Here is a 23,879-nt window from a genome sequence, read left to right as displayed (position 1 = left end):
AGTCGAAGCCCCTTACTCGTGTTCGTCACTCCGACGAAGAAGGAGGCCTTTATCTCGGTATCTCCAGCTTCGCTACCAGATCCTTCAGCACATCATCTGTCGTTACGCCTTCCATCTCTTTTTCTGGCGTAAGGCTGATGCGGTGACGAAGCACCGGAGCTACGGCTGTTAATATATCCTCAGGAATAACGAAACTGCGGCCATTCAATACTCCCAAAGCTTTTGACACCTGCAACAATGCAACTGATGCGCGAGGTGAAGCACCAACGTATAAAGAGCGGTCGCTGCGGGTTTCATAAATAATCTTTGCAATGAATTCGATCAGTTTGGGCTCTACGTGAATCTCGCGGATCTGCTGACGTGCTGCTGCCAGCTGATCTTTTGTGATCACCGGTTTTACATCCTGCAGTTGTTGTATAATCGCTGTTTCGTTTTGCTTATGCAAGATTTTTATTTCATCTTCCAACGAAGGATAGCCCACATTGATCTTCATCATGAAGCGGTCGAGCTGAGCCTCTGGCAGGCGATACGTGCCTTCATGCTCAATCGGGTTTTGTGTAGCGATCACCATAAACGGCGGGTGCATCGGGTAGGTAGTGCCATCAACTGTAATCTGGCGTTCTTCCATTACTTCAAACAACGCTGCCTGTGTTTTGGCAGGAGCACGGTTGATCTCATCGATCAATATCATATTGCCAAAGATCGGACCGGGCTTGAATTGGAAGCTGGCGGTCTGCGGATTAAACACATTCGTTCCCAGCACGTCGCTCGGCATCAGATCAGGCGTAAACTGAATACGGGAAAATTGTGCATCAATCAGCCTGGAAAGTAATTTCGCTGTGAGTGTTTTTGCAACACCCGGCACACCTTCAATCAGAATATGCCCGTCGGCCAGGAGACCGGCAAGCAGCAGGTTTACCATCTGGTGCTGACCTACGATGATCTTCTGGATCTCGTCCTGAATGCGTTCAGTCAAAGCTACCAGCGGGTTGGTTTCTATATGTTGCGGCACAGATGTTTCGGTCGTTTCCATCAGTCGTTATTTTTATAAAATTGTTGAATCGTGTTGTGTAAATGATAAAGATAAGCCTCATCGATGGCCACGTTATCAATGCGTACTTCATGCACCAGTCGTATCATTTCACGTACTACCATTTCAGGTAATCCGGATTTGATGGTCAGTTGCTGGATAAAAATTTCGTTGACCTGGTTTGTATTGAGGTAATAATGTGTGCGCACCCATTCCAGATAATGCTGCACCATTTTCTCTGCCAGATTGCGGTGATTGCCTTTGTTGTAATAGAGACGGCCCACCGTTTCTACAAAGCTTACCGAACTGTTTTGCAATTTCGGAACAATGGGAATAATCGCCTGTCTGCGCTTTCCTTCAAAAAGTACATAAAGCAGCAGGGTAATTAAAGCAATGTACAATGCCGCCGAAGTGGCAGGATGGTCGAACAAAGCCCAAAAACTGGCTGGCTGTATTCTACGTTTAAAATAATCGTTCCAGTAAATTGTGGAGATATTCGCCGGGAATGAATGCCAGATCTGATCGGCATAAATGCGGTTATCTTTCTGCAATAAAAAATAATTGCTTAACGCCAGCGGTGTTCCTAACAGCGTGATGTGCCCGCGGCCAATGCGGTAACGGATCAAATTAGGTCCCTTGGGTCCGCGACTCAGAATGTCTGGTTTTGTAGCATCGTCAGATTCGTCACTGTTCACTACCACCGGATTTCTTTCAATATAGTCAACAGCAGTATCGGCACCCGTGATTTCGCTAGTGTTCGAATGGCTGGTGTCTTCTTGCGGTAATACAAAAAAACCTTGTAATGAACGGCCGTTCATACCATAAGTTTTATTCGTATCGCCCATCATTTTGAGCGCAGCTATATTTTTCTTGCCGGGATTAAAAGGACTCAGCGGCATTTCTTCATCGCTTTCACCATCGTCTTTTTCACAACCTAATCGTTCTGCCAGCTTCGAATCCAGCGTACTGCAAATCAGGAAGAGCTCATTTCCCTCGCGGGCAAAATGAATCAGATTGTCTACTTCGTTGTCTGTGGCATAAAAGCTAAGTCCGTTGAGTACAACCATGGCGGCGCTATCGTCATGATAAACCATTTTGCCGTCGATGTTCTCGTAACGGAAGGCGTTAGACACGGCTTCAATGCGCGCTGACGGGAAATAATAGGGTAGCGAATTATAAGCAATATAACTGCCGTACGGAATTTTATCTTCCTTGCGCAGTGTAACGTTCCAGCTGGTTTTCTTTTTGAAATTGCAGCCGGAAGCCAACAGCAAAACTGGGAGTATGAGATATGTCAGTAGATTTTTCACGAAGCGCCAATCTGCTTTTTCAAGTCCTGAAATTCTTTGAGGTATTCTGTAAAGCTCGCCTGCGAAAGCGGATATTGCCCATACCATGCATATTCGTACTGGCGGGTCAGTTTCCGGAAAGGCTGTTTGTATTTCGTGTCTTCCAGCTCATGTGCGTATTCATAGTTCGTTTTATCCTGGCGATAGTCGATCAGCTGCCGGTCCTGCATTATTTTGAGCAGATACATATAGCTGTATCGGACGGCCATACGAAAGTCGCCCGCCGCAATAGCCTGCTGTAAACGATGTTCCCAGTTGGCAGACATTAGCTCTTCTTCTTCAGATACCGTTTCTTCTGTTCCTGAAAGCTTTTTGGAATTTTTACCAAATAGGAAACTGCCGTTGCTGATAACAAGTTTGTACACACCATAAAGCACTATGAGCACAACGAGTCCCCAAATCATGTATTGACCAACAGTAGATGCAAGGAATTCAATAATTGCACTCAGCGCTTTGCCAAATAATCCTGGTTTATTATCGTCGTCATTTTGCGGTTTAATTCCTTCTTCTGTAGCATTGCGGTAGCCGAAAGCTTTGTCTTCCGTCACCGTTTGCCATTGTCCTGCGTTCGGAGTATGACTATTGTATTCAATTTTCTGTTCGTTGGAAGTATCCAATGCAGATTGTGCGGTGACCCTGAAGGAAGCACAGCAAACAGAGAACAGCAGTATAAAAATGAAACTAAACTTTTGGTACATCTTTCTGTTTCTTGCCACAAATAATAGGATATAAAACGTAGTACCAAAGTATGAAGGCACCTGATGTTGTGAGAATGATCAGATTAATCCATATGGGCATTTCGGTATGTCTGGTGACAAAGCTTTCGAAGAAAGCCGCCACTATAAAAACAGGTACCAGACTTACCATGATTTTCACCGCATCTTTTGCCGCCATCATAAAAGACTGCATGCGGGTATATGTTTTCGGAAACAGAATGGCGTTGCCAATAGCCATGCCTGCGGCGCCTGCAATGACGAGCGCAGAAATTTCAAGCGTACCATGAATGAAAACAGTAAGGATAAAGCCTTTCCCGAGCCCATGATGGTAGAACATGTATTCAAACGAACCGAGCATTAGTCCGTTGGTAAACATAAAGTATAAAGTGCCCACGGTTGCCAGCATGCCAAACGCGATCGATATCATAGCCACTTTGATATTATTGAGCGCTATGTATACAAACATCATGATCGGTTCGTGCATTTTATACACGCCGAACGGATCTCCGTTGAGAATATTTCGTTCCGTCATGTCCACATATTCATCACCCATCACGGAGCGGATAAAATTCTGGTCATTGGCAGCAGAAAGTGCACCGATAGCTACAAATACGATGAAAAATAACAGCGAGAACAACAGCGTGCGCCGGTGTTTGTACATAATCAGCGGCATTTCCGTTGTCCAGAATGTAATAACACGGTGCTTTTTCTCTTTCTTATTCCGGTAAATGGACAGATAGATCGAAGAGGCCATGCCATTGATATAACGGACCGTATTGCTGAACGGGTAAAAGGTCTTGGCATACGAAAGATCTTCTACGAGATACGTAAACCGTTTGGCTACTTCATCGGGGTCATTGGTGGGCTCCTGGTAACCTTTCCATCGTTCTATATTCTGCTTTATGAATTGTCCTTCGCGCATAGCTGATGTGATTGATAAAGATAATGAGTATGGATGATTCCTAAATCAGTTTTTAAAACAGCTTTGCTTTTTTCTTTTTTCCGCCAATGTTCCTTTAACTTCACTGCCTGCATTATCTTTCAGACGTATGAGCACGCTGGTTGTTACGACGCCTTTTAATATAGACCTTGAGTTTAAGATTGCACCTTTTATGAAGCGTGTCTGGGCAACTTTGCTCGATATGCTGGTGGTGAGCGTATACGCTTTTGTCGTTTTTGAGTTTATCCTGATTCCGCTCGATGTTCCTGAAACGATGGGGCAAACACTAGCCATATTGCTGGTTTCCATTCCCGCATTTCTATATCATTTGCTGATGGAAATTTTCTTTAACGGGCAAAGTGTCGGGAAAAAGCTGGTTGGTATTAAGGTAATGGACAAAGAGGGTAATGAGCCGACGCTGAGCCAATATTTGGTGCGCTGGATTCTTGGTTTAAGCAATTACGCCATGATGACGGTGCCTTACATTATCTTTCTGGTGATCATTTCTGGCGGTGCCTACATTTTTGCACTGTTCAGTTTGTTGACCATTTACCTGCCTGATGTCATTTCTGTTGCCGCAACGGGCAAATCCCAACGTCTCGGCGATCTGGCAGGAGGAACCGTGGTGATTGATGCCAAAGCGGAAACATCGATCAATGAAACGATTTATCTGGAAATTGAGGAAACGAATTATGAAGCTAAGTATCCCGAGGTAATGCGACTGAGCGATCGTGATATTAATGGTATCCGCAATTTGCTGGCTTTAAAAAGCGCCCGGGAAACCGATCAGTATATGATTGAAGTGTCTTACCGGATCAAAGATGTACTGGGCATTCAGTCTGATTTACCGCCTAATGAGTTTTTACATCAGTTGTTGCACGACTACAATTATTTGACTCAGAAATAAACATTGAATATGTTATTTTCTTGCGTCAAATTGTATTGGTATTCAGTTTTGTAGATAGTATTTAAATTCGTAACTGTGGCAATAACATGTCGTTTACAAATTAAATTTGCCTATTCTTTATAAATATATACATTTGTGACTGAAAGCAATTTTACCCCACAACTGAAACAAGTTGTAGCCCGATTGAAACGAAGCAAAAAAAGGTCGGCTGTTTGTTTTAGAACAGTTTAAAAGATAGCGGTGCACACCGAATTTATATATATGTATATCGTGTGAGCCCGATGCCATGTGAAAGGCGCCGCTATTTTTTCTGTAAAGTGGGGGAGAAATTGAGATTGTTTTCCAAAAGAACGTCTCTTTCTCCCCAGGATCTCTCCCCAATCTTCAAAATCCTGGACAATATAAAGCCCCGCAACGCGGGGCTTTCCTCTTTTAAGCCCCATCCCTTAAAGGGGAGTCCCAGTGCAGTTGCGTTTCCCGCCAAGATGCGTAAGAAGCAAAAGATGCAAAGCACATATCGATTTGGAAATAAAAAGAGACGTAGCAGGCTACGTCTCTACAACTATTTTTTGCCAACGCTTAATGGTTCGACTCTGCTTACCATGACAAACGTGGTGGGTATTCACCATTGACCACTCACCATTGACTATTTCAGTTCCAGCAGCGCTACATTTTCGATATGGTGTGTATGCGGGAACATATCTACTGGCTGCAGCTTTACAATACGGTAAGCTTCGTCGAGCAACTGAAGATCGCGAGCTTGTGTGGCTGGATTACAGCTTACATATACCACACGTGGTGCACGGATTTTCAGCAGTTGTTTTACTAGTTTCTCGTGCATGCCGGCGCGTGGCGGATCGGTAATGATCACATCCGGACGGCCGTGGCTCTCGAAAAATTCATCAGTACAGATATCCGAAACATCGCCAGCATAAAACTGACAATGTTCCAGGCCATTCATGCGCGCATTTTCCTTTGCATCTTCAATCGCTTGCTCGATCACTTCAATACCAATAACACGCTTTGCACCTTTTGAACAGAAAATACCGATACTACCGGTGCCGCAATACAGATCATACAGCGTTTCATTGCCGGTCAACCCGGCAAAGTCGCGTGTGATTTTATATAACGTTTCTGCCTGGTAAGAGTTCGTCTGAAAAAACGATTTCGGAGAAATCTTGTAGGTAAATTCTTCCAGCGTTTCCTTGATATAAGACTGACCTGCGTAGCAGATTACATCCAGATCGTGAATGCTGTCGTTTACTTTTGGATTGATGGTATAGTTGAGCGAAGTGATGTTTGGGATTTCTGTAAGCAAGTGGTCCAGTAAAGCTATTCGTGCCGCCTTATCTTCATGGTGAATCACCAGATTGACCAGTATTTCACCTGTGGTTGCCACACGTAATACCACATTGCGGAGCCAGCCCGTGTGTGAACGATAATCATAATAAGGCAGGTTGTGCTTTTCTGAATATTCGCGCAGCACTTTCAGTAAAAGATTAGTTGGCTCAGCTTGCAGATAGCAGGTTTCAATCGGAACTACTTTATCAAACAAACCGGGTGCGTGAAATCCCAATGCTGGTTCTGGTTCCAGTTTGGCATCGCCGGCTTCCGCAAGTTCTTCAAACGTGCGGTAACGATGTGTACAGAAAGTAAACTCCAATTTGTTGCGATAGTATTGCTGGAGTGGGCTTCCGGAAATATAATCGATCGCTGGCAGTTCTACCTGGCCGATACGTTTCAGCTGATCTTCCACCTGCTGGTGTTTGTATTTCAGTTGCAGTTCGTACGGAAGCATCTGCCATTTGCAGCCGCCACATACGCCGAAATGCTGGCAAAACGGGGTGACGCGGTCCGGAGAAGGGGTAATCAGCTTTGACGCCTTACCTTCTGCCCAGCTTTTTTTATCCTTAGTTACCTTTACATCTACAATATCTCCTGGTACTGCGTTTTCTACAAATAAAACTTTCCCGTCATCCAGATGCGCAACGCTCTTGCCTTCCGCCGCATATGCATCAATCTTAATATTATAAACTGGTTGTCTCTTTTTTCTTGCCAAAATGTTTCTGTAAACAGTTAATAAAATGCAAATTTACACTTCGTGCGCTGTGTAACACAGTTTGTAAAATTTATTTTTGGCCCGGCCAACAAAAAAAATGGAACGGCTGTCTCTTTGTGCATAAAAAAATTATCTTCACCAATTCTTATGAAGCGTATTAAATTACTTGCACTTCTGTTACTTACAGTAATAGCTCAGCAAACTCTTGCCCGCGATGGTTATCGTATTCAGGTCAAGCTTACCGATAAAAAAGACACGGTTGCTTATCTGGCGCATTACTACGGAAAATCACTGCCTACGATTTATAAAGCAGACTCGGCACGTTTTGATAAAAACGGTGTAGCCACGATTGAAAGCAAAGAAAAAACGCTCGGTGGTATCTATATGATCCTCCTTTCCGACAAGCAAACTTATTTTGAGTTTTTGCTGAATAACGGTGATGATATGACTATTACCGCTACTGCTGCAAAACTTCCGGAAGGCCTGGTGTTTAAGAATTCCCCGGAAAATGACCGCTTCCAGAGTTATGTTGCATTTCTCCAGGATTTCGGCAAGAAACAACAAGCATTGCAAGGCGAACTGAAAGCTGCAAAAACTGCTGCTGATACTGCTGCCGTTCGTAAAAAAGCGACAGAGGAATCAAAAACGTTGACCGCCTACCGCCACGATTATGTAAAGAAATATCCGAACACTTTGCTAAGCTCTATTTTTAATGCGCTGGAAGTGCCGGTGGTGCCTGAAGGAACGCATTATCTCGCGGATGGTAAAGTGGATTCAAACTTTGCATACGATTATTATAAAGGTCACTATTGGGATGGTTTTGACTTTAAAGACGACCGCCTTATTCATACACCGATCTATGATGCTAAACTGGAAGAGTACATGAATAAACTCGTGTTACCAATGCCAGACTCGGTGATTAAAGAAGGTGATATGCTGCTGGAAAAAACACGCGGACAAAAAGAGTTGTTTAAATACACGCTCTGGTGGCTGACACGTAACGCGGAAACCAGCAAAATCATGGGTATGGATCAGGTGTTTGTTTATCTGGTGGAAACCTACTACATGCGCGGCGATGCATATTGGCTCGACAATGACGCACTTCAGAAATATTTTGACCGTGTACGCAACATTGCTCCGAACATTATCGGCAACGTAGCACCGGAACTGAAATTGAACGACGTCAACGGTAAGCCGCAAAGTCTTTCAGACCTGAAAGCTAAATATACGCTGCTTCTTTTTTATTCTCCTGATTGCGGTCATTGCCAGCAGGAAATTCCAAAGCTTGATTCTGTTTATCGCGCATCGCTGAAAGCAAAAGGCATGAAGATATATGCCGTGGCTACAGAAGACGAAACCAAGTGGAAAGATTTTATTGTTAAGAATAACATGTCTGACTGGACGAACGTTGCAGATTGGGATAGAAAATCCGATTTTCGTTCGAAATATGATGTTTACAGCACACCGGTTATATATTTGCTCGACGAGAAAAAAATCATTCGCGGTAAAAGACTGGATCATACGAACATCCTCAGTGTAGTAGATATGCTGGAACAAAAAGAAAAGAAAAACAATTCGAAATAATCTAAATCCTAAAATAAAAACACACATTAATCATGCGTAAGCTGGTTTTAACTTGTTTCGCTTCGGGCCTTCTGATCAGCTCTGGTTTCGCTCAGACGTTGTTTACGTACGGCAGTAATCCAGTAAGCAAGCAGGAATTTTTAAGAGTCTATGAAAAGAACAGCCTCAACAAAAAAACAGATTATTCAGAGCCTGCATTAAGGGAATATCTGGATCTGTATTCACTCTTCCGTATGAAGGTGAAAGAGGCAGAGCTGCAACAACTGGACACTTTGCCGAACATTCAGCGTGAGCTGGATAATTACCGCAAGCAGCTGGCGAAAAATTATCTGACGGACGAAGAAGTGACCAACAAACTCGTTCGTGAAGCATATGACCGTTCTAAAGAAGAAATTCATGTTGCGCACATTCTGATTATGGCACCGCCTTCAATGGCTCCGGCAGATACATTAATTGCTTACCGCAAGATCGATAGCCTTTACAATCTGATCGCGAAAAAGAAAGGGGATTTTGCTGCATTAGCGAAACAATTCTCTGAAGATCGCGGCACGAAAGACAATGGTGGCGATGTAGGGTATATCACTGCGCTGCAGACGATTTATCCGTTTGAAAATGCGGCCTACGGTACGCCGGTAGGAAAGGTTTCTACTCCATTCCGTACACAGTTCGGTTATCATATCATTAAAGTGCTGGATCGTCGTCCGGCGCGTGGTGAAGTGCAGGTAGCACAAATCCGTATCGATATTGCGAAAGCAAAAGGCGAAGCTGGTGTTGCGGCAGCACACAAGCGTATGGATTCAGTGCAGACTTCATTGAAAGGCGGTATGTCTTTCGAAGATGCGGTTAAAAAATATTCAGACGATAAATTCAGTAATGCTGAAGGTGGTGTAATGGCGCCATTCGGTATCGGCCGTTATCCGGTTGCATTCGAAAATGCGGCATTTGCATTGAAAAATCCGGGAGATCTTTCTCAGCCAGTACAGACGGAATATGGTCTGCACCTGTTGAAACTAATCCAGAAAATTCCAATCAAACCATACGACAGCGTTGCGTCTACGCTGAAACGTAAAGTGGAAAACGATTCCCGTGCACAATCAGCACATGATATCTTCTTCCAGAAAGTAAAAGAGAAAAACGGTTTCAAAGAATATCCTGCAAATTATGATGCAGTGGTAAAGAAAATGGAATCACTGCCGGATACAGGTAAAGCAGTAGGTATGTTCAAATCAACTGATTTCAACAACATGACACAGCCTGTTTTTACACTCGGTGGTAAAAACTATTCTCAGATCGATTTCGTGAAATTTGCTGAAACACTTACCCGTGGCCAGCTTCGCGGTCCTAAAGCTGCGGTAATGCATGATATTTACAACATGTATGTAAGCCGTGTGGTAAATGATTTCGAAGAACATCACTTGGTAGATGAAAATCCTGATTTCAAAAACCTGATGGATGAATACACAAACGGTATCCTGTTGTTTGAACTGATGGACCGCAATGTGTGGGGTAAAGCTTCAAGAGATACAGTAGGTCTGAAAAATTTCTACGAAACTAATAAGACTAAATACCAATGGGATCCTGGCTTCACAGGTGCTGTATATCATTTCAAAGACGAAGCGTCTATGAATGCAGGTCTGAAAGCACTGGCTAAAAAAGGTGTGAAAGAAGAAGATGTAATGAAACAACTGAATACGGAAGCTAAACCTGATGCGGTTTCTGTACAACGTGGTCATTTTGAATTCTCTCGTTTTAAAGATGTACCTGAAGCGTCTGTGGTAAAAGGTAAACTCTCTGCTCCGGTGAAAAACGCTGATGGCAGCTACACGGTAGTGAAAGCCGATGATGTATTCACTACAAAAACTACTAAGTCACTCGATGACGCCCGTGGTTATGTAGTGGCAGAATACCAGGATTACCTCGAAAAACAGTGGAACGCACAACTGCGTACTAAGTATCCGGTAAAAGTGGACGAACCAGTTTTCAAAACAATGGTGAAATAATTTCACCTGAATGATATGGAAAGCCTTCCCGACACCCGTCGGGAAGGCTTTTTGTTTTAAGGACTGTGGAGGATGCATCTTTGCGAGGAACCTTAATGGTACGACAGGAAAATCAGGCGTCAAATATGTGTAGTTTTTTACTTATATTTAATTGGTCAAAAGCTAATCGTTATGGTACTTACTTCCATCGATCGAGTAAAACAGATTTCGCCTGAAGACTTTAAGAAGAACTATCTGGACCCACAGATCCCCGTTATTATCACCAACCTATCGCACACCTGGCCTGCATTTAATAAATGGAACTGGGACTACTTTAAAGAAATAGTCGGAAATGTAGATGTGGGTGTCTACAACAATATCAGAGCCGGAGCTCATGTGCCAGTAAATGGCAACGACGGCGTGATGAAATTTGGCGACTACCTTGATCTCATCCGCAAGGGGCCGGTAGAATTAAGAATCTTTCTTTTCAATGTTTTTAAATATGCCCCGGAAATTATTAAGGATGTTATTTTCCCCGAGCAACTGACGAAAAGTTTTCTAAAAAAATATCCTATGCTGTTTGTAGGCGGCGCCGGTTCCATTGCGCATATGCACTACGATATCGACCTCTCTCATATTTTTCATACACAGTTTATCGGTCGCAAAAGGGTGTTGCTGCTGCACAACAATCAATCTAAGTTTATTTATAAAATGCCATCGACGGTAGAAAGCGCAGCCAGCTTTGTAGACTGGCACGAAAGCCTCGATATGCAGCGTTTTCCAGCGTTGCGGTATGCACACGCTTATACCTCAGTTTTAGAACACGGTGAAACTATGTTCATGCCAAGCGGCTATTGGCACCATATGCAGTATCTTGACAGTGGGTTCGCATTAAGTCTACGCGCACTCCCGGCCGGTGTGGTACCTAAATTGAACGGTCTGTATCACTTGCTCGGTATGCGTGGCTTCAACAATATGCTGATCCGTTTTTTTCCGGAATGGTGGTATCACTACAAACGTCGCGCGGCAAATACAAATGCACACAAAGCCATGGAAAAGATCGGTGCATTGGCCTGATTTTTAATTTTATTTACGACTCCTTTCCGTTATCTTTAGTTAGCTGAAGGCTGATTGCTTTTTGGATGTTTCGGCCTCGCTATTATTGGTCATTTACACTCCTTTCGAATGAAGATAACGTTTCATGGCGCTGCCCGTACCGTTACGGGTTCCAAGCATATCGTACACATTAATCCAGACAAAAGAATTCTGCTCGACTGTGGCATGTTCCAGGGAATGGGTAAGGATACTTTGCGACTGAACAGTGAGTTTGGTTTTGATCCCGAAGAAATAGATTACGTAATTATTTCCCATGCGCATATTGATCATATTGGTCTTTTGCCGAAACTGGTAAAAGAAGGCTATAAGGGAAAAATTTATTGCACACCGCCCACTGCTGATCTTGCGAAAATTCTGCTGCTCGATTCAGCCCGCATTCAGGAAGGGGATGCGCAATACATCAATCGCCAGCGCGAAAAAAGCGGACGTGATTTTATAAAACCGCTGTATACGGAAGATGACGCTAAAGAAGTATTTCCGTTGTTTGAAACCGTTAACTACAACAAACCTTTCCGCATCGATGACGATATTGAATTAATGTATACTGATTGCGGCCATTTGCTCGGTAGCGCTGCGGTCAATCTGAAGCTGCGTGAGCATGATAAAGAAATTCGTCTGACGTTTAGCGGAGATATTGGCCGTTATGGCGATATTCTGTTACGTTCCCCCGATGTTTTTCCGCAGGCAGATTACATTATTATGGAATCAACCTACGGTGATCGTTTACACGATATGGTCGTTCCGGCAGCTGATCTTTTGCTGAGCCATATAGAACGTACCTGCATCGAAAAGCGTGGTAAGCTGATCATTCCTGCATTCAGCGTGGGCCGCACACAGGAAATTCTGTATCTGCTGAACCGTCTGGAGCTTGAGCGTCGTTTACCTGCAGTGCCTTATTTTGTGGATAGCCCGCTGTCTATCGATGCCACGCAGATTATTAAACATCATCCGGAATGCTTTAACAATAATGTGCTGCAGGTACTGAAGAAAGATGAAGACGTGTTTGCATTTCGTGGATTGGAATATTTACGGGATGTGGAAGATTCCATTCGTTTAAATGATATGCGCGAACCATGTGTGATTATTTCTGCATCTGGTATGGCAGAAGCCGGTAGGGTGAAGCATCACATTGCGCACAACATCAATAGTGCCAATAATACGATTTTGATTGTTGGTTACTGCGAGCCTGAATCATTGGGCGGACGCTTGCGTGCAGGCGCTGAGAGCGTAACCATCTTCGGGGTGCATTATGCTGTAAAGGCCGAGGTAAAAATCATCAATAGTCTGAGTGCGCACGGTGACTACGAAGATATGTCGCAATGGCTCGCTTGCCAGGACGCAAAGCAAGTGCGTAAACTATTCCTGGTGCATGGCGAATATGATGTACAGAACAATTTCCGCGATCGCCTGATCCGTAAAGGTTTTACTGATGTGGAAATTCCTTATCAACACCAGACGATTGGGCTAGGGGAACTGTAAACCCCTTACCCCTGAAGGGGAATCTCTGTGCGAGCCTGTGGTTATACAATTTTCACTCGCATTTGTCCTGACTAATTATATGGTGCCCATAATCAAAAGGGAATGACAGGTTGCTGAATATCGAGATCAATTTTGTAAAATAGTTTTCCCGACGCGAAATCAGATCACCACTTCGTTTCCACAGCTTTGCTGTTTACCAACTCATCGTGATGACCCGTGAGGTTATCACTCGCGCTGTGTAGCACAGCATACGGACCTTCCCGAGGAGAAACGACGTCGGGATCTGATTTCGCGTTTAATAATCGCGATGTGTCATTGGCACGAAGGAAGGATCCCGCGTTATGTGGTACTCTTATTACCGGGGTTACTCCTTGTAATGTCTCCATGCAACAGGTGTCTCCAAATGCAAGAAGAGACGCACCATAATAGTGCGTCTCTTCTTGTTTGAATTTAATTTATTCTTCTATCCGTTTCAAATGATAATCTGAAACCGTAGAAACAATAATCGGATATTTTTCGAGTGTTACGTCTGAAGGGTCGAGACCGAAGCCGCGTTCTTCAGACAGACTGAACCGTTTCAGGATAAAATAACCGCGCATCATCAGGCGTTCCCACAAAGGCAGCGCGTTGTCGCGGGAAAGGAATTTCTCCATAACGATGAAACGGAAATCACCCATTACATTGTTTTTGCTCAGCGATTCGTAACGGCTCACTACGTTCACTTCTTTATTCTGCACCATTTCCTCCACGACCTTACGGAACATAGACTGTATACGGTGTTCCACACGGAAACCAAGACGGAATTCAATGCGGATAATCTCGTTCGGAATAATCGTATGCACTGCATATTCCATCGTATACGGATCATCCAATACGTCAACGTGTACGAACCAATAGATATCGGCGCGTTTTGGTTTACGATACAGGATCGAATAAATGATCTTGTGTTCGATTTCCTTCGGATTATTGGCGCTGGTCAGATAAACCAGGTGCGTCGCATATTTCGGAATGCTGCGGTCATTGCTCAGTTCCTGAATAATCTGCACATAATCTTCCACCCGTACAAATTCCACATAGCGGTTTTTGATTTTGCGGGCCTTAAACCAGGTCAGCATCACCATAAACAAACCACCACCTACAATTACTGTAATGAAGCCACCGTGCTCGAATTTTTCTTCGAGGTTGGCATACAGGAAGGAGAATTCAATAGTCAGATAAACCAGTAAATAGACAGCGATCCAAACCAGCGGTACACGTCTGGTAAACATGAAGTATGCGAACAGGCACGACGTCATGATCATACAAGCGGTGATCGACAGGCCGTAAGCTGCTTCCATTTGAGAGGAACGCTGCAGGATTAAAACGATACTGCTACAGCCGATAAATAATAAGAGATTGATGCCCGGAATGAAAGACTGACCACGTTCTACCGTTGGATAGTTGATTTTCATTTTTGGCCAGAGGTTCAGTTTGATCGCTTCACTGATGAGTGTAAACGCACCGGAGATCAATGCCTGGCTCGCGATAATCGCGGCAATGGTGGCAATGATGATACCCGGAAGTACAAACCAGTTTGGCATTAATTCGTAGAACGGATTCTTGGTTGCCGAATTCCAGACCTGACCTTTTAATGTCAGCAAGTAGGCACCCTGGCCCAGATAGTTCAGGATCAGACAAGCTTTTACAAAGATCCAGGATACCCGGATATTGCCGCGTCCGCAGTGACCGAGGTCAGAATACAGCGCTTCGGCACCCGTTGTACAAAGGAATACTGCACCGAGCAGGAAGAAACCTTTTGGATAAACGGTCAATAATTTAATAGCGAAATATGGATTCAGCGCTTTGAAAATGCTCCAGTCGTCACTGATATGATTAATGCCGAGTACTCCCAACATCAGAAACCAAAGCAACATGATTGGCCCGAAGATCTTACCGATCGAAGCGGTACCAAACTGCTGGAAGAAAAATAAGCCTGTAAGGATGGCAATAACAATATAAACAATGGTCCAGGTCCCTACATCTCCTACTTGCGGGATGCCTTTCAGCCCTTCAATGGCCGAGGTTACCGTAATGGGAGGCGTAATCATTCCATCGGCCAGTAGCGCAGCGCCACCAATCATGGCAGGAAAGACGGTCCATTTACCGTGCCGCCGCACCAGCGCATATAAAGAGAAGATACCTCCTTCTCCTTTGTTGTCCGCTTTTAGCGTCAGCAATACATATTTAATAGTAGTTTGTAAAGTCAGGGTCCAGATGACACAGGAGAGGCCGCCAATTACAAGCAGTTCGGTAATTTGTTTTCCGCTGCAAATGGCATTCATTGTGTAAAGAGGAGATGTACCAATATCTCCGTAAATAATTCCTAAAGCAATAATGATTCCCGCAAGGGATGCTTTATTCAGATTTTTTCCCACGAAAGAGGACTATTTTTTTGAAAAACGATACAAAGGTATTTTAATAACTTACTTATCCTAAAAATATCAGGAAGAAATAATGATAGCGGGTGGGGGAAAATCTAGCAGATGGTTGTGTGTGAAAATGTGTGCTTTCACCATAAAAAAACTCCTTTCAAAAAATTGCAGACAAGGTTTGTCTTGCTTTTAGCGCCGCAAAGTTAATGCAGATTTATCATTTTTAAGTTATAAGTGAAAAGTTTTAAGTTTTCGCGTTACCGGTCAAATTGATTCTCACTGCTATGACTACTATAACTTAAAACTTACGACTTATAACTTCTGTCGACGCATTAACTTTTTAACCTATTAACATATTGACCAAGAAGCGTAACTTTGCCGCGCGATGGTGAAAATCGGGAATATAGAACTGGGAAAATTTCCTTTACTGCTGGCTCCAATGGAAGACGTGAGCGATCCACCTTTCCGTGCAGTGTGTAAAGAACATGGTGCAGATCTTATGTATACAGAATTTATCTCTTCTGAGGGACTGATCCGTGATGCGATCAAAAGCCGTCAGAAGCTGGATATATTTGAATATGAACGGCCTGTGGGTATCCAGATCTTTGGTGGTGATGAAGAAGCAATGGCACTTTCTGCCCGGATTGTGGACGCAACTAACCCGGATCTGCTGGATATCAACTTTGGTTGTCCGGTGAAAAAAGTGGTTTGTAAAGGTGCTGGTGCCGGTGTATTGAAGGATATCGACCTGATGGTTCGCCTTACGAAAGCGGTTGTAGACAATACAAAACTGCCCGTGACGGTCAAAACGCGTCTTGGCTGGGATGACGATTCTAAAAATATTGAAGAAGTAGCGGAACGTTTGCAGGATGTAGGCATTAAAGCGCTCACCATTCACGGACGTACGCGCTCACAAATGTATAAAGGTGATGCTGACTGGACTTTGATTTCTAAGGTGCGCAATAATCCGCGTATCCAGATTCCTATTTTTGGCAATGGAGATATCGATAGCCCCGAAAAAGCTTTGGAATACCGCAACCGTTACGGAGTGGATGGTATTATGATTGGTCGTGCGGCGATCGGGTATCCCTGGATTTTCCGTGAGATCAAACATTATTTCGCTACAGGTGAAATTTTACCGCCGCCAACTATTGAAGAGCGAATCGATGCTTGTCGCAAACATTTGCACGGTTCTATAAAATGGAAAGGCGAAAAATTGGGTATCCTGGAAATGAGAAGGCATTATTCTAATTATCTCAAAGGTTTGTCACATATTAAAGATTATCGCACCAAACTTGTTTCAACCGATCAGTTGTCTGAGTTGGAGTCCGTTCTCGATCAGATTCTGGAAAATTATATTGTTGAGGCTTAGGGTCAATGGTCAAAAGTCAAAAGTCAAAAATTCCTTTTGTCAGCCTGAGCGGAGTCGAATGGCAAACGTCAAAGGTCAAAACAGATAAACTTTCCAAAATACAACTTATAACGTACAACTTATAACTCATACATACTAAAATTACCCTATTTCCGTTTTTCAATTTTACCAATTTCTATGGCCCGTTTTTTACTCCTGTTCTTTTCTTTTTGTTTGCTGCATTTTTGTGTAAAAGCGCAGCAAAAGGGTTTTTGCCTTGGTGCTGAACTTACACCCGGAATTATGGACAATCAAAATGCATACGATGGTCCTCGCATTGGCGGTACGATGAATGTAGGCCTGGACGCGGTGTATATGAACGACAGCAGTTACGGAATCTACACCGGTTTACAATATCATGGCTACGCTTATCGGCTCAATGAAAAAGTAAGTTATCTGCCCGGAACGCAAACGCTTTACTATCTCGAGCTGCCAATTGCTTTTCGTTATGTTTTAAAGCTCAGCAAGCCGAGTTCACTTTTCTTCAATGCCGGCATTATTTTCTCAATCCGTACTTATGCCAAGTTTTCTGCCAGTGCCGAAGGTCCCAATGGCTACTATGTTTCGGGAACAAACACGCAGGATTTTGTATTGACCGTCCCCAAGCCATTTCTCGATATAGGTTGGTTGCACCGGCTTAGTGATAATGCTTTCTTTTCAGTCGGCTGGCACCTTTCGTCGGCGCTCAATGATGTACACAAAACAAATTCCGTTCCGGTAGGAACAAATAAATGCACGATGACAGTCGCTGCGCTGAAAATTGGCATGTTGTTTTATTTCAATCATTCGCCGAACAGATAAGTTTCGTGTTAAAGCCCCCATTGTTTTTATTATTTCCAGCCTTGGGCTTTGTCGGGTCGTCGTACAATGATTTTTCGGTGTTCCTGTAATCAAAGTATAAAGGATTCAGTGAGTAAACGTCAGATGTTTTGTTCTGTTTTTCTGATTGCCGTTTGATATTACTTCTCCGATATTTTTCGAAAGCAGCGTAGGGGTTTGCTGTTGATTTTGCGTATTCAGATAAACAATCATTTATGATCCGCCACCTATTACGGACCCTTCTCCTTTTAATTGTTTCTATTTCCGGTTTTGCTAAACCCTTCACTGATGGCCTTTACTTTGGCGTAAATTTTAACGCTGGTCTGGTGTATGATCCGGGTAGTTATTTCCCTTATGCAGCACTAACCACTACTTCTGGAATTAAAGCGGGATATACAATTCCGGGTGCGAATGTTTCGGTATTTACAGGTCTTCAGTATGCGCATTACAAGTATAGTGTCGATCGGGAATATGGCGGCACGCAGATCGCAGATTTTCTGGAGGTGCCTGTAGGTCTTAGAATCGTCGGTGGTGGGGCTTCTAAAGTCAAGATGTATTTTGAACCGGCATTATCTATTTGCTTTCTGGGGAATGCGGAATTTCAAGGTGCCTATAAGGATGGTGCTTTTAAGTATGCGCCCGGAGACAACAAAGCGGACTGCAAACAGGTGATATTGAGGCCGTCTCTTGGCTGGGGTTTTCATTTTAAAGCAAGTGAACATTTAGCAATTAATCTCGGCTGGCAGATGGCGACTAATATCAGTAGCCTTTACAAAGAATCATTGCCTCGCCCGGCTAGCACGCATTTGTCGGCGGTAACGATGCAGTTGGGTTTCGAATATCATTTAGGCAGCCTTTATGAAACCGTTATTCCAAAATCAAAATACAGATCGCGTTCTGGTTCGGGTTCAAGTGACTATTATGATGTTAATTGGTAAACATCAGATGTTTCGTTGCTGATGGGTTGTTTTCTGGTAATTTGTAAAATTGTTTTTCTTGTTTTGTTTGAAATGTAGGGGTTTGACGACGATGCTGCGTATTGTAATAAACCTCCCTTATGATTCGCAACCTGCTACAAACCCTGGTTCTTTTATTGCTATCTGTCCTAAGTTTCGCGCAGACCTTTAGTAGCGGACTTTATTTTAGCGCTAATGTAAATCCTGGCCGGATGTTCAACCCATCGGAGGCTCCATTTGGGTCCAAAACGTTTACCGCTGGCGTGAAGGCAGGTTACTTTACGCCAACGCATATTATTGGCTTTTTTTCCGGAATTCAATCTACACGCTACAATTATTACATGGGCTCCGAGCATGGAGCCATTCAAAAGTTAAGTTATCTTGAAATTCCCTTTGGCGCGGAAATTTTAGCCGGTCCATATCGTCGAACCAAATTCTATATTGAACCGGCAGTATCATTATGTTTTGTGACCGCTGCAAGTTTTGATAATTATTCTAACCGGCCTGACTTTTACCCAAGTGGAAATAATAAAAGCGAATGTGCTCCTGTTGTTGTGAAACCATCACTGGGTGCAGGCTTCCATTTTAGTGCGGGTGCGCATTGTGCGATCAATATTGGTGTGCAAGTGTCTGCAACCGTCACCAATACCTACAAACCGAGTGAATATGTGCCTGAACAAAATTCGCATCTTACAGGCGCATTGCAGTTAGCTTTTGAATACCACCTGAAAGATATTCGAAGAGGAAAGGACGCACCACCCAATCATTATCGCGGACCACATTAAACATCAGATGTTTTTTGCGTAGGGGTTTGATGACGATCCTGCGTATTGTAATAAATCTTCCTTATGAATCGTAACCTGCTGCAAACCCTGATTCTTTTATTGCTGCCTGTCTTAAATTTTGCTCAGTCGCTTAGCGATGGCCTTTATTTCGGCGTTAATGTAAATCCCGGATTAATGTATAATCCGCAAGCATATTTCCCTGGTGGGGAGTTCTCTACAACTTCAGGATGTAAAGTAGGGTACTACGGTCCCAACGGGATTGTGGGTGGGTTTACAGGTATTCAATACACACATTTTAAATATGGCGCGGGTTATCATGGTGAAGATGGCACGCAGTCTTTGGATTTTCTTGAACTGCCAATTGGAATGAAAGTGTTGGCTGGCCCTGCACGTGGCGCTAAATTTTATATAGAACCGGCGATTTCCGTTTGTGTGCTTGTTGCTGCTCATTTCAGCAGTAATTCCCAGTCTCCTTATGCCTATCCAACCAAAGATAACCGCGGAGATTGTACGGCTGTTAATGTAAAACCTTCTTTGGGCTGGGGTTTCCATATCAATGCCGGCGCAAATGCTGCAATTGTTATCGGATGGCAATTATCTACAATGCTGGGCGATACTTACCATGTTATGAGCGCACCATCGGGTAATTCGCATACTACAATGGCCATGCAACTTGGATATGAATATCATCTGTCGGATCTTCGCATCGGACGTGATCAGAGAAGACGACCCAAGTCGAATTATTTTCATGACGTCCGTTATTAAAACGTCAGATGTTTCATGAGTTATCCTAGAATCCTTCTATTGATTTTTTGTTTACTTATTTCCTGCTCAGATTTTGCACAGTCGGGGCGCTGGTATATGGGCGTTTCGGGTGCATACGGCGTTACGGGTAACTACAATACCGGTAAAATTAACAACCTCCGGAAGGGTTTTGCCATCAATGGCGGTTTTTCTGGCGGGTACATTACTAATAAGAAGATTGAACTAATAACAGGGCTGCGGGTGGTGTATTATGACTATTATATGTGCTATCGCAAAAACGGCCTTCAACTCAATCATCAGAAACAAGAATATATTTCTCTGCCTTTCGGGCTGCAATATCCCATTTGTTCGCTTGGTAAAAAGAAATGGCTGTCGCCTTTCGCAGCTGCTGGCATAGCTGTTGATTACTGTGTGGCTGCGCAATTTGATCGCCAAAATGTATACAATGCCACAGATGTAGCGCAGGGAAGCAATGCTTCTGATTTTAAGCGGCTGCAATTGCGTGGATTCTTTGAACTAGGCATGATGGGCAGGCTGAATAAACGCGTATCGGTTTATGGTTCATTGATGTATTCTTCTATGCTCGATGACAATATCGTAAATGCCCCGGAGCAGATTCGTTTTCTCGCTGGTAGTCTTTCGTCTTTCTGGGGGACAGCCGGTGTTCGTTTTTATCGCTGATAGTCAAAGGTCAAAGGTCAAATAGATAAACTTTTCAAGTTACAACTTGTTGGACATACAAATCCCGAAGTTACAGCCTCCATTGGCATGATATTGACGTTCTCTAGATGTCGCTGATTGGTTTTCGCCTGCTTTTGGTTGATGATTGATAACGGCGATTCCGAAAATCTGATATCATGAGACGAGAAGAAAAATTCCTTTGGCTGAAGATTTCCTTACTTACAGCAGCCGTTTCCGTTTTGGGAATGCTTAGTTCCGGCAAGCGGACAAAGACAGAAAAATATTACAACAAAAAATTGAAGACGCCCGTTTGGGCACCGCCGGGCTGGCTTTTCGGGCCTGCGTGGACGTTTAATAATCTATTTCTGATCCGCGCCTTATTTAGGTTGATGGACAAAGAAGCCGATGTAGAAGATCGTAAAAAACTGCTCGGTATGCAGGCCGCTATCTGGGTTTGTTTTTTCAGTTTCGGTTATGTGTTCTTTAAAAAACGCAGTCCGGTATTGGGCGCTGTCTGGACGCAGACTGATGCGCTTTTAGCCTTGGCTAGTTTCGTTATTGCCATTCGTAAAGACAAAAAATTAGCAGCTAATTACGCGCCACTGCTCGTCTGGACCTGGTTTGCCAGCAGCGTCGCCTGGTATACGGCAGTAAAAAATCCGGACCCGTTATTGAATCGCTGATGGCTGATTTCCGATGTCTGATTTGCGACAGCGTTGTTGTGCCAAGTGCAGTCGAAGCATGGTGTGTGGCTCGAATCTCCCTTTGTTGCTAAAAGAAAACGGTCCGATGACTTTGGAGCCGTCGGACCGTTAGAAATGATATATAGTTTGCCTCACTATGACACCGATAGCTCAGTTGAAAAATCACCGCTTAGGAAATCGTGTGAATCTGATATTTAATCGCGAAAAGAACCAGGCCGGTTTTTGATTTCAGATTGAATTTTTCAAACAACGATTCACGGTAACCATCTACTGTACGGCGGTGCACATTCATCTTCTCTGCAATCTTATCATACGTGTATTCCGCTTCATCGCAAACCAGCTGCAGGAAAAGGATTTCGCGGTCCGTGATTTTTTCCAGCACTTTCTTCTGATCATCATTTACATTTTGCTGATCAGTGATTAATGCTTTTGTCAGCAGTTCGTTGTGATGATAGCCAGACGTAAGAATATCGTCAATCGCCTTTTTCAGCAGGTCAGAAGTCGTGTGTTTGGGCAGATAACCGCGCACACCGAGGCGAAACAATTCAATAATTGTTTTATCAGTAGTATCTAAAGTAAGGATCAGTACCGGGTACTTTACATTGTTGGTCTTCATCCATTGCATGGTGGTTTTGCCATCCATCTCAGGCATGTTCAGATCCATAATCAGCAGATCAGGTTCGTCGGCAAATGGCAGTGCTTCCGTTAATTCTTTGCCATTATTGAATTGGTGTGAAACCTTATAATTCCCCAATTTCTCAATCAGACCTTTCAGCGCATTCCGTACAATTACGTGATCGTCAATTAAACATAGTTTCAGGGGATTGCTCATGTCGCAATATTATCAAAAATTCTTGATTACATACTGGCAACCCCCACCTTTTTGTGTGAGAATATCACAGTTGAGCTGCGCCAGACCGGCACGTTTTACGATATTTTTCAAGCCATTTGCGCCGTTGTTCATGACGCTGTTCAGATCAAAACCAATTCCATCGTCTTTTACCGAGAGCATGAATTGCTGTTTATCTCCCTTCATCGTAATGTAAATATTCTTCGCCTTAGCGTGTTTCAGTGTATTATTCAGCATTTCCTGGAAAATGCGGAAAGCCATCAGGCGCTGGTCTTTGGATAAATGCGGTTCCGAATGATCACTGTCCCAATGAATCTGTATCGAGTTGATTTGCTTGAGACGGTTGATCTCAATATCAAGCGCTTTCACCAGACCGGCCTGCATAATAAAATCACTATTGAGCGAACGACTCATCATGCGCACCTGGTTGATCGTCATTTCCAGCGTATCGTCCATACCTGCAAATTTCGTATCGTTAGGATTATCCAGTTTTTCCTGTTCAATCTGCAAACGCAGCAGCGTGAGCAATTGCCCGATATTATCGTGGAGTTCCGAAGAAAAGTTGGCCAGTACTTGTTCCTGCACCTCCTGTTCTACCGTACGGATCTCCTTTTCATAACTCAGTTGCATCTGAGCCATTTCAATTTCCTGTTTCGTTTTTTGCCGGTGCGCAATAAAAATGGTGATGATAACGCCGGCAATCAGTAGCAAAATTGCCAGTGCTGCAAAGACGACGGTGTAGATAATATCGTTATTGTTCATTTAGTTACGGGGATTCACGCCGAAAAAATAAGCAATTGCTTTAAAACTATACGTAAAATATTGAAGCGCCCATAAATTCGGGACAGTTTCGCTTAAATCTGCGATTCCTGTTGCTGGTCATTTTTTCTCGAAGAATCCCATGGTTGTCCCGAGGTGCGACGACGTAGGGATCTGATTTCACGGCGGACTATATTTTTTGTGATCTGAGTTTGAATGTTCCGGCTGGAATGCTTAAAGCGGATTTGCTCAGCGCGAAATCAGGTTGCGACGTCCTCCTGTGTCGTCCTCGCAATGATTGCTATGACTTAACGAAATACTTTTTATGCTGCTTTTTGATAGTTATTCACATATTTTCTTTGATTCTTGATGACAGCAACGACCCTTAGCACCATTTTATTCCTGATTGCATTAATTATAGTCAGATCGTGTTTGCCTTCGGCTTTTTTGCGTTCGTAATAGTTACGGAATTCAGCGTTATTAGTTGCAACCGATCTCGCTCCCATGTGCAATAATTTCTTTAGGTCTTTGTTGGCCATTTTATGAATCTTATTTCTACCTCTTATACTGCTGCCACTG

At 43.5% G+C, this 23,879-nt stretch carries 21 protein-coding genes; 12 read left to right on the top strand and 9 right to left on the bottom strand.

The annotated features are described in order from the left end of the window. Positions 1-49 precede the first annotated feature (49 nt). From DN068_RS15725 to DN068_RS15710, 4 genes are read right to left on the bottom strand one after another with little or no spacing between them, the layout of a single operon-like run. Complete coding sequence (locus DN068_RS15725; RefSeq protein WP_110999897.1) at positions 50-1,033, bottom strand: AAA family ATPase; 984 nt, start codon at positions 1,031-1,033, stop codon at positions 50-52. After that, a complete protein-coding gene (locus DN068_RS15720; RefSeq protein ID WP_110999896.1) occupies positions 1,033-2,340 on the bottom strand; it encodes a DUF4350 domain-containing protein in 1,308 nt (435 codons plus the stop codon). The genes DN068_RS15725 and DN068_RS15720 overlap by 1 nt, the downstream gene beginning before the upstream one ends. Beyond that, positions 2,337-3,095, bottom strand: a complete 759-nt coding sequence (locus DN068_RS15715) for a DUF4129 domain-containing protein (protein WP_123985374.1) — start codon at positions 3,093-3,095, stop codon at positions 2,337-2,339. Before DN068_RS15715 ends, DN068_RS15720 begins: the two co-directional genes overlap by 4 nt. Continuing rightward, on the bottom strand, positions 3,061-4,017 hold the full coding sequence (locus DN068_RS15710) for a stage II sporulation protein M (RefSeq protein ID WP_110999894.1): 957 nt from the start codon (positions 4,015-4,017) through the stop codon (positions 3,061-3,063). The genes DN068_RS15715 and DN068_RS15710 overlap by 35 nt, the downstream gene beginning before the upstream one ends. 127 nt (positions 4,018-4,144) lie before the next feature. Between DN068_RS15710 and DN068_RS15705 the strand changes: the two genes are divergently transcribed. Then, positions 4,145-4,942: an RDD family protein gene (locus DN068_RS15705; RefSeq protein ID WP_110999893.1), complete on the top strand. Its 798-nt coding sequence runs from the start codon at positions 4,145-4,147 to the stop codon at positions 4,940-4,942. A gap of 646 nt (positions 4,943-5,588) precedes the next feature. On the opposite strand, the gene rlmD is transcribed toward DN068_RS15705, so the two are convergent. Beyond that, positions 5,589-7,001: a 23S rRNA (uracil(1939)-C(5))-methyltransferase RlmD gene (rlmD, locus tag DN068_RS15695; protein ID WP_110999891.1), complete on the bottom strand. Its 1,413-nt coding sequence runs from the start codon at positions 6,999-7,001 to the stop codon at positions 5,589-5,591. 147 nt (positions 7,002-7,148) lie between these two features. Here rlmD and DN068_RS15690 point away from each other — a divergent pair, with 147 nt between their 5' ends. From DN068_RS15690 to DN068_RS15675, 4 genes are all read left to right on the top strand, one after another. Continuing rightward, the gene (locus DN068_RS15690; RefSeq protein ID WP_123985373.1) at positions 7,149-8,585 is read left to right on the top strand and encodes a TlpA family protein disulfide reductase; all 1,437 of its coding nucleotides are present in this window, start codon (positions 7,149-7,151) and stop codon (positions 8,583-8,585) included. 32 nt (positions 8,586-8,617) lie between these two features. Then, positions 8,618-10,585: a peptidylprolyl isomerase gene (locus DN068_RS15685; protein WP_110999889.1), complete on the top strand. Its 1,968-nt coding sequence runs from the start codon at positions 8,618-8,620 to the stop codon at positions 10,583-10,585. A 171-nt stretch (positions 10,586-10,756) separates the two neighbouring features. After that, positions 10,757-11,641, top strand: a complete 885-nt coding sequence (locus DN068_RS15680; RefSeq protein WP_110999888.1) for a cupin-like domain-containing protein — start codon at positions 10,757-10,759, stop codon at positions 11,639-11,641. A 108-nt stretch (positions 11,642-11,749) separates the two neighbouring features. Further along, positions 11,750-13,159 (top strand): MBL fold metallo-hydrolase, encoded by a 1,410-nt coding sequence (locus DN068_RS15675; RefSeq protein WP_110999887.1) that lies wholly within the window; start codon positions 11,750-11,752, stop codon positions 13,157-13,159. Positions 13,160-13,614: 455 nt separating this feature from the next. On the opposite strand, the gene DN068_RS15670 is transcribed toward DN068_RS15675, so the two are convergent. Then, complete coding sequence (locus DN068_RS15670; RefSeq protein WP_110999886.1) at positions 13,615-15,573, bottom strand: KUP/HAK/KT family potassium transporter; 1,959 nt, start codon at positions 15,571-15,573, stop codon at positions 13,615-13,617. A 382-nt stretch (positions 15,574-15,955) separates the two neighbouring features. Here DN068_RS15670 and dusB point away from each other — a divergent pair, with 382 nt between their 5' ends. The 7 genes from dusB to DN068_RS15635 all read left to right on the top strand — a co-directional run bounded on the left by dusB (position 15,956) and on the right by DN068_RS15635 (position 21,670). Then, the gene (gene dusB / locus DN068_RS15665; protein WP_110999885.1) at positions 15,956-16,942 is read left to right on the top strand and encodes a tRNA dihydrouridine synthase DusB; all 987 of its coding nucleotides are present in this window, start codon (positions 15,956-15,958) and stop codon (positions 16,940-16,942) included. A gap of 177 nt (positions 16,943-17,119) precedes the next feature. Further along, positions 17,120-17,782, top strand: a complete 663-nt coding sequence (locus DN068_RS15660) for an outer membrane beta-barrel protein (protein WP_110999884.1) — start codon at positions 17,120-17,122, stop codon at positions 17,780-17,782. Between the two features lie 233 nt (positions 17,783-18,015). Next, the gene (locus DN068_RS15655; RefSeq protein ID WP_110999883.1) at positions 18,016-18,738 is read left to right on the top strand and encodes a hypothetical protein; all 723 of its coding nucleotides are present in this window, start codon (positions 18,016-18,018) and stop codon (positions 18,736-18,738) included. A gap of 119 nt (positions 18,739-18,857) precedes the next feature. Continuing rightward, the gene (locus tag DN068_RS15650; RefSeq protein WP_123985372.1) at positions 18,858-19,541 is read left to right on the top strand and encodes a hypothetical protein; all 684 of its coding nucleotides are present in this window, start codon (positions 18,858-18,860) and stop codon (positions 19,539-19,541) included. Between the two features lie 63 nt (positions 19,542-19,604). Next, complete coding sequence (locus DN068_RS15645; RefSeq protein ID WP_110999881.1) at positions 19,605-20,306, top strand: hypothetical protein; 702 nt, start codon at positions 19,605-19,607, stop codon at positions 20,304-20,306. A gap of 15 nt (positions 20,307-20,321) precedes the next feature. Beyond that, positions 20,322-20,987 (top strand): porin family protein, encoded by a 666-nt coding sequence (locus DN068_RS15640; RefSeq protein ID WP_110999880.1) that lies wholly within the window; start codon positions 20,322-20,324, stop codon positions 20,985-20,987. A gap of 176 nt (positions 20,988-21,163) precedes the next feature. Then, the gene (locus tag DN068_RS15635) at positions 21,164-21,670 is read left to right on the top strand and encodes a TspO/MBR family protein (RefSeq protein WP_110999879.1); all 507 of its coding nucleotides are present in this window, start codon (positions 21,164-21,166) and stop codon (positions 21,668-21,670) included. 190 nt (positions 21,671-21,860) lie between these two features. Here the strand turns inward: DN068_RS15635 and DN068_RS15630 are convergent, their stop codons facing one another. The 3 genes from DN068_RS15630 to DN068_RS15620 all read right to left on the bottom strand — a co-directional run. After that, positions 21,861-22,523, bottom strand: a complete 663-nt coding sequence (locus DN068_RS15630; RefSeq protein WP_110999878.1) for a response regulator transcription factor — start codon at positions 22,521-22,523, stop codon at positions 21,861-21,863. A gap of 12 nt (positions 22,524-22,535) precedes the next feature. Further along, a complete protein-coding gene (locus DN068_RS15625) occupies positions 22,536-23,303 on the bottom strand; it encodes a sensor histidine kinase (RefSeq protein ID WP_110999877.1) in 768 nt (255 codons plus the stop codon). A 320-nt stretch (positions 23,304-23,623) separates the two neighbouring features. Further along, positions 23,624-23,879, bottom strand: a 256-nt coding sequence (locus tag DN068_RS15620) for a transposase (RefSeq protein WP_165836420.1), incomplete at its 5' end; no start/stop codon positions are given.

This window comes from Taibaiella soli (assembly GCF_003236175.1).
Lineage (GTDB): Bacteria > Bacteroidota > Bacteroidia > Chitinophagales > Chitinophagaceae > QKTW01.
This window is presented reverse-complemented; position numbering and strand designations above follow the sequence as displayed.

Coding starts and splice junctions, on each gene's coding strand:
- DN068_RS15630 (WP_110999878.1), bottom strand. CDS start 22,523: ATGAGCAATCCCCTGAAACTATGTTTAATTGACGATCACGTAATTGTA.
- DN068_RS15650 (WP_123985372.1), top strand. CDS start 18,858: ATGATTCGCAACCTGCTACAAACCCTGGTTCTTTTATTGCTATCTGTC.
- DN068_RS15680 (WP_110999888.1), top strand. CDS start 10,757: ATGGTACTTACTTCCATCGATCGAGTAAAACAGATTTCGCCTGAAGAC.
- DN068_RS15660 (WP_110999884.1), top strand. CDS start 17,120: ATGGCCCGTTTTTTACTCCTGTTCTTTTCTTTTTGTTTGCTGCATTTT.
- DN068_RS15685 (WP_110999889.1), top strand. CDS start 8,618: ATGCGTAAGCTGGTTTTAACTTGTTTCGCTTCGGGCCTTCTGATCAGC.
- DN068_RS15635 (WP_110999879.1), top strand. CDS start 21,164: ATGAGACGAGAAGAAAAATTCCTTTGGCTGAAGATTTCCTTACTTACA.
- DN068_RS15655 (WP_110999883.1), top strand. CDS start 18,016: ATGATCCGCCACCTATTACGGACCCTTCTCCTTTTAATTGTTTCTATT.
- DN068_RS15640 (WP_110999880.1), top strand. CDS start 20,322: ATGAGTTATCCTAGAATCCTTCTATTGATTTTTTGTTTACTTATTTCC.
- DN068_RS15725 (WP_110999897.1), bottom strand. CDS start 1,033: ATGGAAACGACCGAAACATCTGTGCCGCAACATATAGAAACCAACCCG.
- DN068_RS15705 (WP_110999893.1), top strand. CDS start 4,145: ATGAGCACGCTGGTTGTTACGACGCCTTTTAATATAGACCTTGAGTTT.
- DN068_RS15675 (WP_110999887.1), top strand. CDS start 11,750: ATGAAGATAACGTTTCATGGCGCTGCCCGTACCGTTACGGGTTCCAAG.
- DN068_RS15625 (WP_110999877.1), bottom strand. CDS start 23,303: ATGAACAATAACGATATTATCTACACCGTCGTCTTTGCAGCACTGGCA.
- dusB (WP_110999885.1), top strand. CDS start 15,956: ATGGTGAAAATCGGGAATATAGAACTGGGAAAATTTCCTTTACTGCTG.
- DN068_RS15710 (WP_110999894.1), bottom strand. CDS start 4,017: ATGCGCGAAGGACAATTCATAAAGCAGAATATAGAACGATGGAAAGGT.
- DN068_RS15645 (WP_110999881.1), top strand. CDS start 19,605: ATGAATCGTAACCTGCTGCAAACCCTGATTCTTTTATTGCTGCCTGTC.
- DN068_RS15690 (WP_123985373.1), top strand. CDS start 7,149: ATGAAGCGTATTAAATTACTTGCACTTCTGTTACTTACAGTAATAGCT.